Source organism: Acinetobacter sp. KS-LM10 (assembly GCF_036896575.1).
Lineage (GTDB): Bacteria > Pseudomonadota > Gammaproteobacteria > Pseudomonadales > Moraxellaceae > Acinetobacter > Acinetobacter avistercoris.
The window spans coordinates 2,823,825-2,841,512 of the sequence record NZ_CP145906.1 but is presented as its reverse complement, the minus strand read 5'-3'; the positions used below and the strand labels follow the sequence as shown (position 1 = coordinate 2,841,512).

Sequence of the window (17,688 nt, the reverse complement as noted above, 5' to 3'; positions counted from 1 at the left end):
TTTACGCTCCATACATTCACCCCTCGTGAATGATTGAGTTAAAGAACGCAATAAGCAGGTATCCGGACTTAAATATAAATGTTGACGTGCTTAATATTGCATCAACATTGGTATATCCGCCTTCCCACACCGTTGTGCAGTGGCGTAAATTCAAAAAATTTAGAGCGATATACGTTTCATTTTACCGTTGCGAGGGCAGTGTTGGATTCGCACCAACTTCCCTAAAGCCTTAGCTTGAACTCATTGCAAGTTGGGCGCAGTATAATGTTTGGTTTTAATTTAAACAACGCATCTTTATAAAATTTCAGGATGAACTTTACTCAAGCCAAAAAAATTGCATTACAATGTTTTGCCTATATTTATTGTTAACTCCTAAATCAGGCTTTAATTGCGTCATAGTTGAGTCACTGTATATGCGAACGCGTGCCAAAATTTGTGGAATTACCCGTGTAGAAGATGTTCAAGCTGTTGTCCAAAGTGGGGCAGATGCGATTGGGTTTGTGTTTTACCCACCCAGTCCACGGCATGTTTCTATTGAACGGGCAGAAGTGCTTATTCAGCATATTCCAGCTTATGTACAAACCGTTGGATTATTTGTAAATGCATCACTTGAGCAGATTCAGCAGGTCTTAAAGAGCGTTCCGCTCGATTTAATTCAATTTCATGGCGATGAAACCGCTGAACAATGTCAAGATATTGCTCGACAGGTGCAGCGCCGATGGTATAAAGCGATTCAAGTGAAACCTGATTTAGATCTTGTTGAGGTAATTCAGCAATACCAACAAGCCGGCGCTAGTGCTATGCTTTTAGATGCATGGCACCCTGAGCTCAAAGGTGGCACAGGTCATTCATTTGACTGGTCACAATTTCCAAAACTCGATATTCCTTTAATTTTAGCAGGTGGTTTAAAGCCTGAAAATGTTGAAGCCGCTATAAAGACGACAGGCGCATATGCGGTCGATGTCAGCGGAGGCGTAGAGTCCGCAAAAGGTATAAAAGACCAACAACTCATTGAACAATTTATGCAAGGAGTCCATCGTGGATCAGCAAACTGACTATACCCAATTCCCAGATCAAAAAGGGCACTTTGGTATTCATGGCGGTCGTTTTGTGTCAGAAACGCTTATGTCCGCATTACAGGATTTAGAAAAACTCTATTTCCGCATGAAAGATGATGCTCAGTTTTTAGCAGAATTCGACCGAGATTTAGCCTACTATGTCGGCCGTCCTAGTCCGCTTTATCATGCTGAACGATGGTCAAAAGAGTTAGGTGGTGCACAAATTTACTTGAAACGTGAAGACTTAAATCATACGGGCTCTCACAAAGTAAACAACACGATTGGTCAGGCACTACTGGCAAAATTGTCTGGTAAAAAACGTATTATTGCTGAAACAGGCGCAGGTCAGCACGGTGTTGCAACGGCAACAATTGCGGCACGCTTAGGGCTAGAATGCGTGGTGTTTATGGGTGCTGACGATGTAAAACGTCAAGCCATGAATGTTTATCGCATGCGTTTATTGGGCGCTACCGTAGTTCCTGTAGAAAGTGGTTCAAAAACGCTTAAAGATGCTATGAATGAAGCGATGCGTGATTGGGTGACCAATGTTGATTCAACCTATTATGTGATTGGTACGGTTGCTGGACCGCATCCATATCCACAATTGGTTCGTGATTTCCAATCGATTATTGGCCGTGAAGCACGCAAACAAATTCAAGAACAAGCAGGTCGTCTACCTGATGCATTGGTTGCTTGCGTTGGTGGTGGTTCTAATGCGATGGGCTTGTTCTATCCATTCCTGAATGACCAAGATGTAAAAATGTACGGTGTTGAAGCGGCGGGTCTAGGGATCGCGTCAGGTAAACATTCTGCACCATTAAATGCAGGCCATGTGGGTGTGCTTCATGGGAATCGAACTTACTTGATGTCAGATGAGCAAGGTCAGATTATTGAAACACATTCAATTTCAGCAGGTTTGGATTACCCTGGTGTAGGCCCTGAACACAGTTTCTTAAAAGATATGAAACGTGTTCAATATATGCCAATTGATGATCAAGAAGCATTACAAGGTTTCCGTGATTTGACTCAAATCGAGGGAATTATCCCTGCGCTCGAAAGTGCGCATGCGATGGCTTATGTGACTAAACTGGCACCGACCATGTCTAAAGATCAAATTATCATTGCGACTGTTTCAGGTCGTGGTGATAAAGATTTGATGACCGTTGCACGCATTGATGGCGTTGAAATGGTTGAGATGTAATTGCTTTTTATAAGTCTTTCCTTTTGAGAGAGGCTTAAAGAGTGGCAATATTAAAATCGTGTTTGGGATAAGCCAAGCACGATTTTTTTATAGATATAGAGAAGGAAAAGTAGATAATGAAAATCTAAACTTTAATAATCATTAGGCATCAATAATTAATCACATATTTTTTTGATCAATGGCGATGGTCTACTTATTTAGTGATGAAAAATATTTAGTGATGAAAAATAGTTAGAAATGAAATATAGATACTGAGTCTTTCTATTAAGAGGCGTAAAGCTACAATAGTCAGCTCTTAAGCATTATATTCCATCTCAGACTATAAAAAAAGCAAATGAAGAGTTCTTAGATTATTGATATTTATTTAATTAATCGACATTTAAAATCATTTTTTATTTCATCCCTATTTTTATTTTTATAATATTTTATTGTTCCACCTTTATTTTGAGATCACCCATTTAACCATATTTTTATAACATCACTGAAGATGCTTGTAGTTTCAAATAGATATCGTGAGTTTCTGTATTCTTTCAATAATTACTTGATCACTTTCAAACACTGGTACATAAAAAAAGTTAAAACTTCCATGTGATAATGTAACATTTTTATCAAATAAGTGTGACAAGAGTCACACTTATTGTTATATTGTTTTTTTATGTCTCAATTTTTGGAGGTGTAGAATTTTCCCTATTCGTATTTTGAGTGGTTGTTGACATCATGAGCAATAATCAAATTTATTTTTACAGTATGCATCTCTGTCATTAGGTTAAATTTTTTAATATCGTTATCATCAGAAAAAACATCAATTAAATAATTTCTAAACCTAGATAAAAATAAATCATATTAAATACTTGGGAATATTGATTTTTAAATCCTAGATGTTTTTAATTTCTTAATATTTTTATATAAGGAAGTGGCTTTGTTGCAGAAAGCTATTCCTGAAGGCTTCTTTAGCAATATAATTTCCAAATGAAGAAGCCTGCATCCAAAATCTATCGCACAACGAATTGGCCCTCTTATAACCAAGCTCTAATCAAGCGAGGAAATATTTCAATTTGGTTCAATCCTCAGACTCAATGGTATGCTCAGCCACAAGCTAAGCATGGAAGAAATCAAACCTATTCTGATACAGCGATTCAGTGCTGTTTGATGATCAAATCTATCTTTCGCCTTTCTTTGCGTATGGTCACAGGCTTTGTGCAAAGCCTTATTCAACTTAGTGGGTTAAGTTGGACAGCACCGGATTATTCCACACTTTGCAGACGACAAAAGCAGATTGATATTGCGATCAGCTATCAAAAAAGTCATGAAGGACTGCATCTATTGGTAGACTCAACTGGCTTTAAGTTTTTAGGCGAAGGTGAATGGAAACGCAAGAAACATCAGCCTGAATATCGTCGGCAATGGCGTAAACTGCACATTGGGATAGATGCTAAAACCTTACAAATACGAGCTGTACAGCTCACAACAAATAATGTCAGTGACTCACAAGTTTTGGGTGATCTGCTGAATCAAATCCCATTTGATGAACGCATTGATTCTGTCTATACCGATGGAGCATATGACACGAAATTGTGTAGACAAGTGATTTCAGATCGTCATGCACATGCCGTAATTCCTCCAAGAAAAAATGCAAGGCCATGGAAAGATAAGCAATTGGGATCTTTAGAGAGAAATGAATTATTGAAAACAGTCAAACATCTAGGAAGAGCGCTGTGGAAAAAGTGGTCTGGTTATCATCGACGTAGTTTGGTCGAAACTAAGATGCATTGCATCAAATTATTGGGCGATAAACTCAGTTCGAGAAACTTTCAAAGCCAAGTCAATGAAATCCATGCACGTATAGCCGTGTTAAATAAATTTACAGAATTAGGTCGCCCTCACACCCAAGTTGTCACTTAAATTTGTGCAGCTTAGGAAAGATCAGTCTTTAAAATCTTTATGCAACAAAGCCTAAGGAAGTTAAAAATTTATTCATACCAGCCCAATATTATAAAAATATAAATTTTTTTAAAGAATCAAAAGAATTTACTAAAAAGAGAAATATTATATGTATAAATCACCATTGATCGTTATGTTAACGCTATTTGGATTGACCGCATGTGTGTCAAAACCATATTCAAATCCAGAAAATCTATTATTTCAAAAAAAAGGCTCTGGTTCTACACAAACAATTAATGTGAAAAGAGATTCAGTATTATGCGCTGGAGATAGCGTAGATAAACAAAACTGCCCGATTAACTTTTATATTGATAATTTTAAATCTGGAAGTTTTTTTATCAACAATGCTGCAAAATTTAACTTAAGAGCTGAAACATATAATTTTAAAGTACAAAACTGTACAACTGAATGTGCAATATGTGATTTTGATATTGCAATCAATTCATCAACAAGTCGCGATTTTATGCTCTCAGTCGACTCTAAAGGTCAACCTTATATTATTCATGGTGGAAAGGCCTTGAGTTGCCCTGTGGGTTCTGCTTCTGCAGGAGAAACGACCAAAATTAACTTATATACAGATACGTTATTTAAGTTTAATGGTTCAACGCTGAGTGAATTGTTACCTAAAGGTCGTCAAGAAATTTTAGAACTTGCAGCCAAAGTACGCGATGGTTTTATTTCAGTAAGTCAAGTCAACCTTATCGGTCATACAGATCGTTTAGGATCAGATGCTTATAATTTAAAGTTGGGCCAAGAGCGCGCAAATACTATTCGTGATCTACTGATCCAAAATGGTGTGTCTTCTCGCTATATTTCTGTTGAAAGCAAAGGTAAGCAGCAACCTATTACCAGTGGATGCAATGAAATTGCATCGCGTCACAAACTACAAAGCTGTTTACAACCTGATCGTCGCGTTGTCGTAGAAGTGATTGGGAAGTCTAAATAATACATAGATTAACGATATTCATAAATAAAATAAATCGAGATTAAAATGGCTAATTTTATTGTAATTGAAAAAGATTCTTTAAATAAAAAATTATTAAGTAATGAAAATATTGTTTTAAATGAGGCATCAATTATCCATGCTAAATTACAGCGTGGTGATGTTGCAGAATTCATTCAAAATGGTAATAACCTTGTACTAAAGTTAAAAAATGGTGAAGTTATTATCATTGAAAACTTCTTTGTGAAAAATAAAGATGGTATTCAATCAGATTTGGCATTCGAAGATGATGATTGTGGTTTCTTATGGTTTGAATTAAAAGATGGTGTTGCTACTTTTAAAGAAATTTCAGGATTAGAAGAACTACTTCCAATTGCCACAGATGGTTCTATAGGTATATTACCTTGGATTATTGGTGGTGTTATCGGTGGTGGTGTTATTGCCGCGATTATTGATGACAAGGATAAAAAAGATGATATTAAACCTGTGCCACCAGAATCACCTATAGTCACGATAGATTCAGTTAATCCCATTGTTGATCCACAAGAGGGTTCTACAACAACGTTAACGGGTAAAATCACTCCACCAGCGGGAAGTATTCCAGATACAGTGACTGTTACGGTATCCGGTTTAGCGCCATTTCAGGCTGTAATTGATCCAATCCCAAATGCAGATGGCAGCTATAACTGGTCTGTAGCGAATGTTCCAGTTCAACTCACTGCGGGCAATACGCCTGTTGAGGTTGTAGGTACAGCTAAAGATCCAAAAGCACCAGCGAATATATCTGAGCCAAGTGTTCCAGCGAAAGGAAATATTCCAGTTGAAATTACGCCAGAAGCACCAACAGTTACGATAGATTCAGTTAATCCCATTGTTGATCCACAAGAAGGCTCGACAACAACGTTAACGGGTAAAATCACTCCACCAGCGGGAAGTGTTCCAGATACAGTGACTGTTACGGTATCTGGTTTAGCGCCATTTAAGGCAGTAATTGATCCAATCCAAAATGCAGATGGTAGCTATAACTGGTCTGTAGCGAATGTTCCAGTTCAACTCACTGCGGGCAATACGCCTGTTGAGGTTGTAGGTACAGCCAAAGATCCAAAAACGCCAGCGAATATATCTGAGCCAAGTGTTCCAGCGAAAGGAAATATTCCAGTTGAAATTACGCCAGAAGCACCAACAGTTACGATAGATTCAGTTAATCCCATTGTTGATCCACAAGAAGGCTCGACAACAACGTTAACGGGTAAAATCACTCCACCAGCGGGAAGTGTTCCAGATACAGTGACTGTTACGGTATCTGGTTTAGCGCCATTTAAGGCAGTAATTGATCCAATCCAAAATGCAGATGGTAGCTATAACTGGTCTGTAGCGAATGTTCCAGTTCAACTCACTGCGGGCAATACGCCTGTTGAGGTTGTAGGTACAGCCAAAGATCCAAAAACGCCAGCGAATATATCTGAGCCAAGTGTTCCAGCGAAAGGGAATATTCCAGTTGAAATTACGCCAGACGCGCCAACAGTTACGATAGATTCAGTTAATCCCATTGTTGATCCACAAGAGGGTTATACAACAACTTTAAAAGGTAAAATCACTCCACCAGCGGGAAGTATTCCAGATACAGTGACTGTTACGGTATCAGGCTTAGCGCCATTTAAGGCTGTAATTAATCCAACCCCGAATGCAGATGGTAGTTATAACTGGTCTGTAGCGAATGTTCCAGTTCAACTCACTTCGGGCAATACGCCTGTTGAAGTTGTAGGTACAGCCAAAGATCCAAAAGCACCAGCGAATATATCTGAGCCAAGTGTTCCAGCGAAAGGGAATATTCCAGTTGAAATTACGCCAGACGCGCCAACAGTTACGATAGATTCAGTTAATCCCATTGTTGATCCACAAGAGGGTTATACAACAACTTTAAAAGGTAAAATCACTCCACCAGCGGGAAGTATTCCAGATACAGTGACTGTTACGGTATTAGGCTTAGCGCCATTTAAGGCTGTAATTAATCCAACCCCGAATGCAGATGGTAGTTATAACTGGTCTGTAGCGAATGTTCCAGTTCAACTCACTGCGGGCAATACGCCTGTTGAAGTTGTAGGTACAGCCAAAGATCCAAAAGCACCAGCGAATATATCTGAGCCAAGTGTTCCAGCGAAAGGAAATATTCCAGTTGAAATTACGCCAGATTTAACTGTTGATGACATGAAGGTTGTCAATGAAGATGAATCCGCTTCTGGAAACGTTCTTGAAAATGACAAAAAAGATGGTTTAACGGTCACTGGAATCACAATAAATGGAACAGAATATGGTGTAGGAACGGATATTGTTATCACAGGTGTTGGTACAGTGAACGTAAATGCAAATGGTGCATACATCTTTACTCCAGTAAAAGATTACAGTGGAAACGTTCCGGCCATTACTTACACAGTCAGTGATGGTATTGCGAAAGATACTGCGAACTTAAATATTGAAGTTATTGCAGTTTCAGACGAACCAACAACAGGTAACTTTTTGTTAGATCCTGCTGCATTGAGTCTAAATATCCAAACCTGGTCAAATGTACAGAATGTCAATGGACAAGACTTATTACAAAATGGCGGTGATGGAGCAAGCAAAGATGTTTTACTCAACGCAATTGATTACTTAAGAAACAATACCAATGTAACGAACAGCAATGGAAGTGCTGTGGGTACTTCAGGTACTGGAGTAACAAATAGTTTAGCTAATACTGATCTACCGACCTATGAAGCTGTTTATATTTCTGGTTACGTGTTCTTAGAAGAAGGTCAAACCTATCAATACACAGGACAGGGAGATGACAGTGCCGCGATTATGATCGGCGATAATGTTTCTTCATTACATGTGAATTGGCGAGGCACAAGTACCACTGGAGATGCTGCATTCAATGTGAGCCAGTCAGGTTTCTATACATTCCAATTTTATGCACACAATGCCGCTGGTGAGGGAAATTATAATTTCACTCTTCAAAATAGCGATGGCTCAGAGATGAAATATTATCCGAGTGTTAGTGCGATAGAAGAAAGCTTGAGAGATGCGAGTTATATTTTAGGTCAATATGATGCTGGCGTAGATGGTAAAAATGACACTGGATTTTATCCAGCGAATCTTGGATATCAAGGTGAGTCTTCAAAAGAGATTGATCTCAATCGTATTCATTTAAAAGCAACGGATACAGATGATTCAGAATACTTATCATTTGAAATATCCGGTTTACCAATTGGTGCAGAACTGAAATTTAAAGATGCGAATAATGTAGACAGAACAGTAACCGTTGGTGCGAATGGTAAAGCAACTTATGTTCCAGTTGATTTAAATGCAGGTACAACAGAATACAAAGACTTTAAACTTACGCTTGGAGACAAACAGAAGGCATTACTGGATGTCAGCTTAAGCGTAACGTCCACTGAAAAGTCCAATGGAGATCGTTCATCTTCAACCTTAGATTTTGAAATTAGACTGACAGATCCTGATGTGGTCGTTGTCCAATCAAACCTAAGTGCTCAAACGCCTTCTGATCATGGATCTAATGACATTTCTATTATCTTTGAATTACTCAGTGATAATTCAACTGGTGGTAATGATCTTCAAACAAATGATCAATTTGAAGTTGGAAATTCAAATCATATTATTGATGTTTCGGCACTATTGTCTAATGAAGTATCTAATGAGATAAATGCCAGTAACTTAGCTGAGTTTATGGCAGTGGATTATGATGCTGAAAATGACCAAGCCATCATTTCAATTGATCGTGGTGGTTCAGCAGGGCAGTATCAATCTGAAAACCTTATCATTCTCACCAATCAGCCTAATGCTTTTAGCTTAGACAGTTTGCTAAATAATAATCAGATTATTATGGGTTAATGGTGATATTCAGTTATAGGTTTCCGAGCCTATAACTGATTTTATTAATTTAAACCTGTTGAATGAAATAGGTCTATTGAATGCTTTTTCATCGCTCTCTTTTTCAACGCTTTATAGAACATCTGTTTGGTTTTATCTTGTCCGTAAAAGTTTGCGAAATAAAAAATGGCCAATTTATTCGCGCGTATTAATGGCAGCGCTATCCAATTATAAATTAAAAAAAGCACTTATTTATTGAATGAATACATGAGGGATAACGGATGATTTCACTTGAAAATAAAAATGATCAATTCTGTTAAATGCGATGATCTGTCGATTTTCTAAATAAAGCTCTTATATAAACATACTCCACTCTGGTTTATTGATACGAAATTAGCAAAATTTTTGTATCATTACGACATCTCATGCTTTTTTAAGTCAATTTTATTTATAGACACATCAGTTTGTTAAATTCATTTTGATTTGAATAGTTGTTCATAAAGTGTTTATGCATGTTTAAATTGAAGGTTTTTAAAATTCAAAAGGAAGTTTAGTCAATGCCTAGCTTATTTATCGTCATGCTTGGTGGTCGTCATGCGCGTGCCAATACAGAAGTGCATGATGTCGTAGTGACGGTTGGTGAATCTTTAGAAGAAACTTATCCGCAACTAAAGAATGCATGGTTTGGTGAGCAAAAAGGTTTACATATCGATGCTTGGGCAAAAATTAATGGTGTTGCATTTGAAGGCCAGAAATACCGTCTAGCCTTTGTCGATGCAGCGCCGAATCAATCAGAGCAAAGACTCTTTCTGATTAATCTAGGCGGCTATGATGCTCGTGAATTCGGTGAGTTACATCGATACGTCTTGGTGGTTGCGCAAAACGAAATGGTCGCAAAACAACGTGGCAAAGCGCATTTTGCAACGCACTGGCAAAAACAGCATACAGATCGTGTGCTAGAGGTTGATGACTGTATTGCGATTGATCACATTCATGGTCGGTACGTTCAATTGGTCGAAGGGGATTTTCAAGAAAATCAATGGGAAAATACCTATCTGCTGATTTAGATCATCAAAAAATAGTAATTGAGAGTGGGTTGGTTTGACTAATCATGGATATGAAATTGTCTGTGTTCCTGAACTTTATTTAGATAATATCGCAAAGACTCAAATTGCCAAGCTACTCACCGCATGTTTTCCTGAAGAAGATTTTCAGGGACGACATTATTTTAAACAATTGCCACATTATCGATTATTACTGAAAGTTCATGGTCAAATCATTGCCCAATTGGCATTGGATTACCGGATGATGACTTTAAATCAGGATCCAATCCGTGTACTTGGGTTCATTGATTTAGCCGTATTGCCACAGCATCAGAAGCAAGGATATGCAAGAGAGCTTTTAGAACACGTCGAAAAAATATTTTCAGATCTTTTCTTGAATATCGACTTTATGTTGTTATCGACAGAAAAATTTGAATTTTATCTAAAGTTCGGATTTAAGCGTACAACACAAAAAGTAAAATGGTTAGCTATGGAAAATCATCAAAATTATGGATTGAAGGAAGAATGGATCGATGATTGTTTGATGTATAATTCTCTTACTCAGAAAGTATGGGTGGATGGCGCTGATTTAGATTTTTTAGGTTATTGGTATTAGTTATTTAGTTCTATACAGGGCTTAGCATTAAAGAAGATAAGGAATTGAAAAAAAAGTTTAAGTTTGATATGGATAGGTGATTTGCGATAAAGCTCAAGCTTACAAAGCCTTATCAATAAAACAGCTATTAAATATGTAAAAAACACATTTTCTTGATAGTTCATTAATCGTTATGCTGTCAACCGTTATAATTAAACTACTAGCTGTACGCCATGTATTTATATACTGATTTCGATCAGCAACTGATCAATGAACGTGTTGCACAATTCCGTGATCAAACGGAACGTTATTTAGCTGGAAAACTCACTGAAGATGAGTATCGTCCTTTACGTCTACAAAACGGTTTATATGTGCAACGTTATGCACCTATGCTACGTGTAGCAGTTCCTTATGGTTTGATGAACTCGAACCAACTTCGCAAAATTGCGAGTTTGGCAAAAGAGTTTGACCGTGGGTATGCACATGTATCAACACGTCAAAATATTCAGTTTAACTGGCCTGCACTTGAAAATGTACCCGATATGCTTGAAGAGCTTGCATCTGTTCAAATGCACGCCATTCAAACCTCAGGTAACTGTATTCGTAATACCACAACTGACCAATATGCGGGTGTGGTTGCAGGTGAAATTGCAGATCCACGTCCTACCTGTGAATTAATTCGTCAATGGTCAACTTTTCACCCAGAATTTGCTTTTTTACCGCGTAAGTTCAAAATTGCAGTTTCTGCACTTGAAGAAACCGACCGCGCAGCGACTTCATTTCATGACATTGGCGTATATATTGTTAAAAATGATGCTGGTGAAATTGGCTATAAAATAAAAGTGGGTGGTGGCTTAGGTCGTACACCAATTATTGGTAGTTTTATTCGTGATTTCTTACCACGTGAAGATTTGATTGCTTATCTTGAAGCCGTTCTGCGTGTTTATAATCTACATGGTCGTCGAGATAATAAATATAAAGCACGTATCAAAATTTTAGTGAAAGCATTAACGCCAGCAGTCTTTGCTGAGAAAGTTGAAGCTGAGTTTTTGCATACTATTCAGACCTTAAAAATTCAGCCTGAAATTTTGAAAAAACTTGATGAAGAATTTACACCGTTTGATTATCAAGATTATGCGGATGAAGATTTCACAGAACTTTTTGCACAATATCCAAAATTCAAACAATGGTTCAATATCAACACCAATGCACATAAAGTTTCAGGCTATCGTATTGTTACGATTTCACTTAAACGTGCAGGCGTTGCGCCTGGCGATATGACCACTGAAGAAATGAATGTGATTGCGGATCTTGCTGATCAATATACATTTGGTGAGCTACGCACAACGCACGAACAAAATATCTCTTTGGTTGATGTACCACAAAAAGATTTATTTGCAGTATGGCAAGTGCTTGACGCAAATAACTTGGCACGTGCTCATATTGGTTTCATTACCGATATCATTTGCTGCCCTGGTGGCGATTTCTGTTCATTGGCGAATGCAAAATCGATTCCAATTTCAGAAGCGATTTCACGCCGTTTTGATGATTTAGATACCATTTATAATCTAGGTAAATTAGATCTTAATATCTCAGGTTGTATGAATGCGTGTGGTCATCACCATGTTGGTAATATTGGTATTCTGGGTGTCGATAAAAAAGGCGCGGAATTCTACCAAATTACGTTGGGTGGTAATGCCGATCATGATGCGTCAATTGGTGATATTTTAGGACCCTCGTTTGCAGCAGATCGTGTACCAGATATTGTTGAAGAAATTTTAAATACCTATTTAGACCTTCGTGCAGAAGGTGAAGAGTTTGTAGAAACTTATCGTCGTGTTGGCATTCAACCCTTCAAGGAGCGAGCATATGCTTAATACAGCACTTCAAGTCCTTTCTAAAGATGGAACGGTTGCAGACAATACTTATCAAGTGATTGCTGAAGATGGTGTCTTGCCACAAGGTGATGTTGTTTTAACAACGGCACAATTGGATCAATTGAGTAATATCTCGGGTAAAAAAGGACTGTTAATCACGGTGGATGACTCTCCTGAGGTGAATCAATATCCATTAGATCAAATCGATACGATTTTTATCGAATTCGCTGGTTTTAATGATGGTCGTGGTTATTCATTTGCTGCATTACTACGCCGTCAAGGTTTTCAAGGTGAACTTCGTGCAATTGGCGATATCTTCAAAGACGTATTGAACTATTTGAAACGTTCAGGATTTGATACTTTTGTGATTAAAGAAGGGAAAGATATTCAAGAGGCGGCTGCAGGTTTGAATGATTTTAAAAACCCGTATCAAGCATCAACTGCTGTTGCTCAAGCAAGTTATCAAACGGGTGCTTAGTTTTGAGTAGATATAAAAAGCCTGCATTTAGCAGGCTTTTTATATGCGCTTAGATTTGTGTTAATCGTTGTTCTATATAGGTGATTTGCTCTAAATTACGGCCTTGCGTTGTCGTACTCGCGCATGTCCATGTTGCCTCACTTTTGATTTGACATGGCTTTCAATATTTTAAAATAGATTTGATCATTCTACTTTGTTAATCTTGCGTAAATCAATTTACAATTTTTTAATTTATTCAGTGGTTTAGTAGTTATGCAAAATTTGATTCGTATTGGTATTGTGGGGTATGGCAACCTTGGTCGTGGCGTAGAAATATCTATTCAAAAAAATCCAGATTTACAGCTCGTAGGTATTTTTACTCGTCGTGCACCAGAAACAGTTTCTCCTTGTTTTGCGACAACTTCTGTATTTCATATGGATTCGCTGACAGACTTTCAAGACAAGATTGATGTCTTGATTTTGTGTGGTCGCTCAAAAGATGATTTACCAAAGCAAACACCTGAGTTGGCAAGCCAATTTAATACCGTAGATAGTTTTGATACGCATGCACGTATTGCTGAATTCTTTGATGCTGTGAATACACCTGCTCTTGCTAATAAGAAAACAGCAATGATCTCAATTGGTTGGGATCCTGGTATGTTCTCAATTAACCGTTTATTTGGCGAAGCACTTCTTCCAGATGGTGAAACATATACATTTTGGGGTAAAGGCTTAAGCCAAGGACACTCAGATGCAATTCGTCGTGTAGAGGGTGTTAAAGAGGGTGTGCAATATACGCTTCCATCCACAGAGGCGATTGAAAAAGTACGTAATGGTTCACGTCCAGTGTTAAGTACGAGGGATAAACATACACGTGAATGTTATGTGGTACTTGCAGAGGGTGCAGATGCAAATACAGTTGAGCAAGCGATCGTTACCATGCCTGACTACTTTAGTGACTACAATACAACAGTGAATTTCATTGATGAAGAAACCTTAGCTAATGAGCACAACCGCATGCCGCATGGTGGTTTTGTGATTCGTAGTGGTAATAGCAGTGCGGAACATAATCAAGTGGTTGAGTTCTCATTAAAATTAGACAGTAATCCAGAGTTTACGGCTAGTGTTCTCGTGGCTTATGCACGTGCATGTTATCGTATGAATCAGATGGGGCAGTACGGTGCTAAAACAGCGTTTGATGTTGCGCCAGGCTTACTTTCTATGAAATCACCTGAGCAGCTTCGTAAAGAATTACTCTAAGATAGCGTCATTTGAGTATTAAAAGTTAAAATTGAAATAAATTGAAAAGGCGAATAATCAATTCGCCTTTTTTATGCATTATTGTTTTGTCTGTAAGCGGTCATGACTAGTGAATTTTGGGAGCCCAAGCTAACTTCGCTCACGATTTTTAAATGAAAATAACCACGTTTTTTCTAATGGCAAAAAAAGAATCTAGGGATCATTTGGTTAATGCTAGCAAGAACAACCGATGTGCTTTCAACTTTATATTCTGCCAAACGTAATGGTCTAGTTAATAAGACTGATCAAGGCATAGCATTGGTTTTGTAGATTATTTAATTTGCATGCGCAGCATATGCTTTTAAGTTTATGCAAGCGGGCATTTTATATGTTCTTTGGTCAGGATTGGGCATCATTGCGACGACCATTTTGGCTAAAACATTTTTAGGGCAAAATATTGATATCGCAGGGTAGATCGCTATTGGATTTATCACTATTGGATTGATTATTATTGCTAAGTTCTCAAATATAGATGTTTAGTTCTTACAGTTCATTCGCAGACGCGATTGTGCATCTTGAATATATAATTAAATGATCAAGATGTCGTTTTACACCTTTGTAAAAATACTTATCCAATCTGATTGATTGAAATTATTTCCAAATTTTTAGAAAAATAAGTTAAGTCTTCATGGTTAATCGTTTTTAAATGTTTATTTTGGATTTGATCTAATAATTCCCATTCATTAACTAAATTATTTTGAATGATTTCACGATCATTCGAAATGGATTCAATCGCTTGATCAATAAAAGTTCTTTCCTTAAAGCCCCAAGCGATTGGCTTAGGTTCGTAATGGCGGCGATATCCTTTGATTGCCATGCCAAAAAGAGCAACACAAGGAACTCGCTCACCCATTTTAATATCGTGGTGAGGTAGTTGGTTTACAGTTAATAATCTTAGGCCAAAAATAGTTTCACTGTTTTCATCTGCTGTTACATCTGCAAGTGTTAGTAGCTGTATTGGATTTGTATTGACAATAATAGATGGAATAATCAAACCACTTTCATAAGCAATTCTTTTATTTAATAAGGGGTTGCTAAAGCTATAAGTGAAAAATGTAATGATCAGGCAAAGGATTGAAATTACAATGCCCAACACCCAAGACCCTTTTGAAAACAAATATATTGACCATACAAGCAAACTTAAACTCAGTAGGTAGAAAACATAGCTGAGTAAAGGTTTCTTTGAAGGATATTCATCAAATTGTTTAAGATGTTCTATATCAGGTTCGATATTCATAGATCGGGTTGAAAAACTAAAATTTAAAGTTTCACCTTCTTGTCCAATTTTATTTTCGGTCATTTTTCTATCCCATGTATTTGTTTTTAATATAATTATATTTATTTAATTAATTTGAGGTTCAAACATTAAGTCAATCTAAATTTAAGGAATTTAAGGAATTAGTTTTAGAGTCAAATTCTTTATTTTGTCAAAGTGTATTGTAAATTTTATTTTTGGAGTAGTGCCTTCTATCTAGATATAAAGATACCTAGTCAATTTTCGCTAAGCTGTTGAGTATTCTTCAGTGTTAAGAGTTGCGAATATTGAGACTGAAGAAATTAGATATTTACTCTAACTGGCAGTTAATCATCCATTTGATACCAAATTGATCTGTAAATGCACCATAAAGTGCGCCCCAAAATGTTTTATCCAAAGGCATTTCAACTTGACCATTCTCAGATAAGGCATCAAAGAGTCGTTGTGCATCATCTTTTTCATTTGCATCAAGATTTATTGAAATATAGTGATTATTACCTTTACGAAAGGGTGTATTATTTTGTGCGCAAAATTGTTCAGATGTATCAGAACCCATAAGCTCGGTGAATGCGTTAATAGGTAATGAGACGTGCAAGACATAATCTTTTTCATGCTCAGCAATCTGCGCATCAGGTAAATCAACATATCTTTGGAAATGAGAAAATTTACCGCCAAATACAGATTGATAAAAATTAAATGCGGCTTCGGTTTCACCTTGAAAGTTTAAATAATGATTCAGTTGCATTTTGATCATCCATTTTTATTATGAAAGAATAATTTAACAGATTTAATTTTATGCAAAGAACAAATCGTGTAAATGTAAAAAGCCTTCTCTATAAGAAGGCTATTTACTTAAACTCATTGAGTGACTTTAAACTCTAGAAGTAAGCTTAAATGATTGGAACGACATTTAAATACTCGATTAATTTCAAAAGTATTCGAGTAAATTTAGAATCTATTCAATTTTTAAATCAGTTCAATAGCGATCGCTGTGGCTTCACCACCACCGATACAAAGTGCAGCGATACCACGCTTACCGCCTGTACGCTTCAACGCATGGATCAATGTCAAAATAATACGAGAGCCTGTTGAACCTACAGGATGACCTAAAGCACATGCGCCACCATGAATATTGACTTTTTCAACATCCAGTTTGAAGTCATCAATTGGACACATGGTGACCATGGCAAAAGCTTCATTGATTTCCCAAAGATCAACCTCTTCCGTTTTCCAGCCAGATTTATCTAAAACTTTTTGAATAGCGCCTACAGGCGCAATGGTGAATTCTGACGGATGTTGCGAGTTTGAGGCATAGGTAACTATTTTTGCTAAAGGCGTCAAACCTTTAGCTGCAGCATGATCTGCCGAGGTTAGTACCAATGCAGATGCACCATCAGAAATTGAACTCGCATTGGCTGCAGTAATCGTTCCATCTTTGGCAAAAGCAGGGCGCAGTGTCGGAATTTTATCTATGTTTGCATTAAATGGCTGTTCATCTTTATCGATAATCACATCGCCTTTACGGCTTGAAACTGTAACAGGTACAATTTCATCTGCAAAATAACCTTCATTGATTGCTGTTTGCGCACGTTTTAATGAGCGAATAGCAAAATCATCCATTTGTTCACGTGTATAGCCGCGAGTATTCGCCGTATCTTGAGCAAAAGATCCCATCAAACGACCTGTTTCAGCATCTTCTAAACCGTCAAGGAACATATGGTCTTTAATTTCACCATGGCCCATGCGAAAACCGCCACGAGCTTTTGGCAATACATATGGCGCATTGGTCATAGACTCCATACCACCTGCGACGACAATTTGTGCAGAGCCTGCTTTAATCATATCTGCCGCTTGCATGACCGCTTTCATGCCAGAACCGCATAATTTGTTGATGGTTACAGCACCCGTTGAATCTGGTAATCCCGCCAGACGCATTGCTTGACGAGCAGGACCTTGCTTTAATCCTGCAGGCAATACGCAGCCCATAATCACTTCTTCAATATCGGATGGCTGTAAACCTGAACGTACAATAGCTTCTTTAATGGTCGCAGAACCTAATTGTGGTGCGGTTACACTAGCAAGGCTCCCTTGAAAACCACCCATTGCAGTACGGGCACCATTGACAATTACGATGTCAGTCATTGTTATCTCT

13 protein-coding genes, 1 pseudogene and 1 riboswitch are annotated in these 17,688 nt (G+C 37.6%); of the genes and pseudogenes, 11 read left to right on the top strand and 3 right to left on the bottom strand.

The window, feature by feature from the left end; translation table 11 throughout:
• Positions 1 to 36 precede the first annotated feature (36 nt).
• Positions 37 to 259: riboswitch (cobalamin riboswitch) on the bottom strand.
• A 154-nt stretch (positions 260 to 413) separates the two neighbouring features.
• The 11 genes and pseudogenes from V5M36_RS12810 (at position 414) to V5M36_RS12760 (ending at position 14,761) form a co-directional block, all read left to right on the top strand.
• Complete coding sequence (locus V5M36_RS12810) at positions 414 to 1,055, top strand: phosphoribosylanthranilate isomerase (protein ID WP_338559649.1); 642 nt, start codon at positions 414 to 416, stop codon at positions 1,053 to 1,055.
• On the top strand, positions 1,039 to 2,259 hold the full coding sequence (gene trpB, locus V5M36_RS12805) for a tryptophan synthase subunit beta (RefSeq protein WP_338559647.1): 1,221 nt from the start codon (positions 1,039 to 1,041) through the stop codon (positions 2,257 to 2,259). Before V5M36_RS12810 ends, trpB begins: the two co-directional genes overlap by 17 nt.
• Positions 2,260 to 3,228: 969 nt before the next feature.
• The gene (locus V5M36_RS12800; protein ID WP_338559561.1) at positions 3,229 to 4,161 is read left to right on the top strand and encodes an IS5 family transposase; all 933 of its coding nucleotides are present in this window, start codon (positions 3,229 to 3,231) and stop codon (positions 4,159 to 4,161) included.
• Between the two features lie 148 nt (positions 4,162 to 4,309).
• Entirely contained in the window at positions 4,310 to 5,146 is an 837-nt protein-coding gene (locus V5M36_RS12795; protein ID WP_338559645.1) for an OmpA family protein, read from the top strand.
• A 45-nt stretch (positions 5,147 to 5,191) separates the two neighbouring features.
• Positions 5,192 to 9,031 (top strand): BapA/Bap/LapF family prefix-like domain-containing protein, encoded by a 3,840-nt coding sequence (locus tag V5M36_RS12790; protein WP_338559642.1) that lies wholly within the window; start codon positions 5,192 to 5,194, stop codon positions 9,029 to 9,031.
• Positions 9,032 to 9,567: 536 nt separating this feature from the next.
• Complete coding sequence (locus V5M36_RS12785; RefSeq protein WP_338559640.1) at positions 9,568 to 10,077, top strand: DUF1543 domain-containing protein; 510 nt, start codon at positions 9,568 to 9,570, stop codon at positions 10,075 to 10,077.
• Between the two features lie 34 nt (positions 10,078 to 10,111).
• On the top strand, positions 10,112 to 10,669 hold the full coding sequence (locus V5M36_RS12780) for a GNAT family N-acetyltransferase (RefSeq protein WP_338559638.1): 558 nt from the start codon (positions 10,112 to 10,114) through the stop codon (positions 10,667 to 10,669).
• A gap of 212 nt (positions 10,670 to 10,881) precedes the next feature.
• Positions 10,882 to 12,525, top strand: coding sequence for a nitrite/sulfite reductase (locus V5M36_RS12775; RefSeq protein ID WP_338559636.1), 1,644 nt, complete (start codon positions 10,882 to 10,884; stop codon positions 12,523 to 12,525).
• The gene (locus V5M36_RS12770) at positions 12,518 to 13,003 is read left to right on the top strand and encodes a DUF934 domain-containing protein (protein WP_338559634.1); all 486 of its coding nucleotides are present in this window, start codon (positions 12,518 to 12,520) and stop codon (positions 13,001 to 13,003) included. The genes V5M36_RS12775 and V5M36_RS12770 overlap by 8 nt, the downstream gene beginning before the upstream one ends.
• Before the next feature lie 252 nt (positions 13,004 to 13,255).
• Positions 13,256 to 14,242, top strand: a complete 987-nt coding sequence (locus tag V5M36_RS12765) for a diaminopimelate dehydrogenase (RefSeq protein ID WP_338559631.1) — start codon at positions 13,256 to 13,258, stop codon at positions 14,240 to 14,242.
• 210 nt (positions 14,243 to 14,452) lie between these two features.
• Positions 14,453 to 14,761, top strand: a pseudogene (locus V5M36_RS12760) (DMT family transporter).
• An 88-nt stretch (positions 14,762 to 14,849) separates the two neighbouring features.
• Here V5M36_RS12760 and V5M36_RS12755 read toward each other — a convergent pair.
• From V5M36_RS12755 to V5M36_RS12745, 3 genes are all read right to left on the bottom strand, one after another.
• The gene (locus V5M36_RS12755) at positions 14,850 to 15,581 is read right to left on the bottom strand and encodes a DUF3239 domain-containing protein (RefSeq protein ID WP_338559628.1); all 732 of its coding nucleotides are present in this window, start codon (positions 15,579 to 15,581) and stop codon (positions 14,850 to 14,852) included.
• A 265-nt stretch (positions 15,582 to 15,846) separates the two neighbouring features.
• Entirely contained in the window at positions 15,847 to 16,281 is a 435-nt protein-coding gene (locus V5M36_RS12750) for a VOC family protein (RefSeq protein ID WP_338559626.1), read from the bottom strand.
• A gap of 221 nt (positions 16,282 to 16,502) precedes the next feature.
• Positions 16,503 to 17,678: a thiolase family protein gene (locus V5M36_RS12745; RefSeq protein WP_338559624.1), complete on the bottom strand. Its 1,176-nt coding sequence runs from the start codon at positions 17,676 to 17,678 to the stop codon at positions 16,503 to 16,505.
• Positions 17,679 to 17,688 lie beyond the last annotated feature (10 nt).

Excerpts from the sequence above, each read along its gene's own strand:
- V5M36_RS12810 (WP_338559649.1), top strand. The coding sequence starts at position 414 with ATGCGAACGCGTGCCAAAATTTGTGGAATTACCCGTGTAGAAGATGTT.
- V5M36_RS12800 (WP_338559561.1), top strand. The coding sequence starts at position 3,229 with ATGAAGAAGCCTGCATCCAAAATCTATCGCACAACGAATTGGCCCTCT.
- V5M36_RS12795 (WP_338559645.1), top strand. The coding sequence starts at position 4,310 with ATGTATAAATCACCATTGATCGTTATGTTAACGCTATTTGGATTGACC.
- V5M36_RS12790 (WP_338559642.1), top strand. The coding sequence starts at position 5,192 with ATGGCTAATTTTATTGTAATTGAAAAAGATTCTTTAAATAAAAAATTA.
- V5M36_RS12785 (WP_338559640.1), top strand. The coding sequence starts at position 9,568 with ATGCCTAGCTTATTTATCGTCATGCTTGGTGGTCGTCATGCGCGTGCC.
- V5M36_RS12775 (WP_338559636.1), top strand. The coding sequence starts at position 10,882 with ATGTATTTATATACTGATTTCGATCAGCAACTGATCAATGAACGTGTT.
- V5M36_RS12770 (WP_338559634.1), top strand. The coding sequence starts at position 12,518 with ATGCTTAATACAGCACTTCAAGTCCTTTCTAAAGATGGAACGGTTGCA.
- V5M36_RS12765 (WP_338559631.1), top strand. The coding sequence starts at position 13,256 with ATGCAAAATTTGATTCGTATTGGTATTGTGGGGTATGGCAACCTTGGT.
- V5M36_RS12755 (WP_338559628.1), bottom strand. The coding sequence starts at position 15,581 with ATGACCGAAAATAAAATTGGACAAGAAGGTGAAACTTTAAATTTTAGT.
- V5M36_RS12750 (WP_338559626.1), bottom strand. The coding sequence starts at position 16,281 with ATGCAACTGAATCATTATTTAAACTTTCAAGGTGAAACCGAAGCCGCA.
- V5M36_RS12745 (WP_338559624.1), bottom strand. The coding sequence starts at position 17,678 with ATGACTGACATCGTAATTGTCAATGGTGCCCGTACTGCAATGGGTGGT.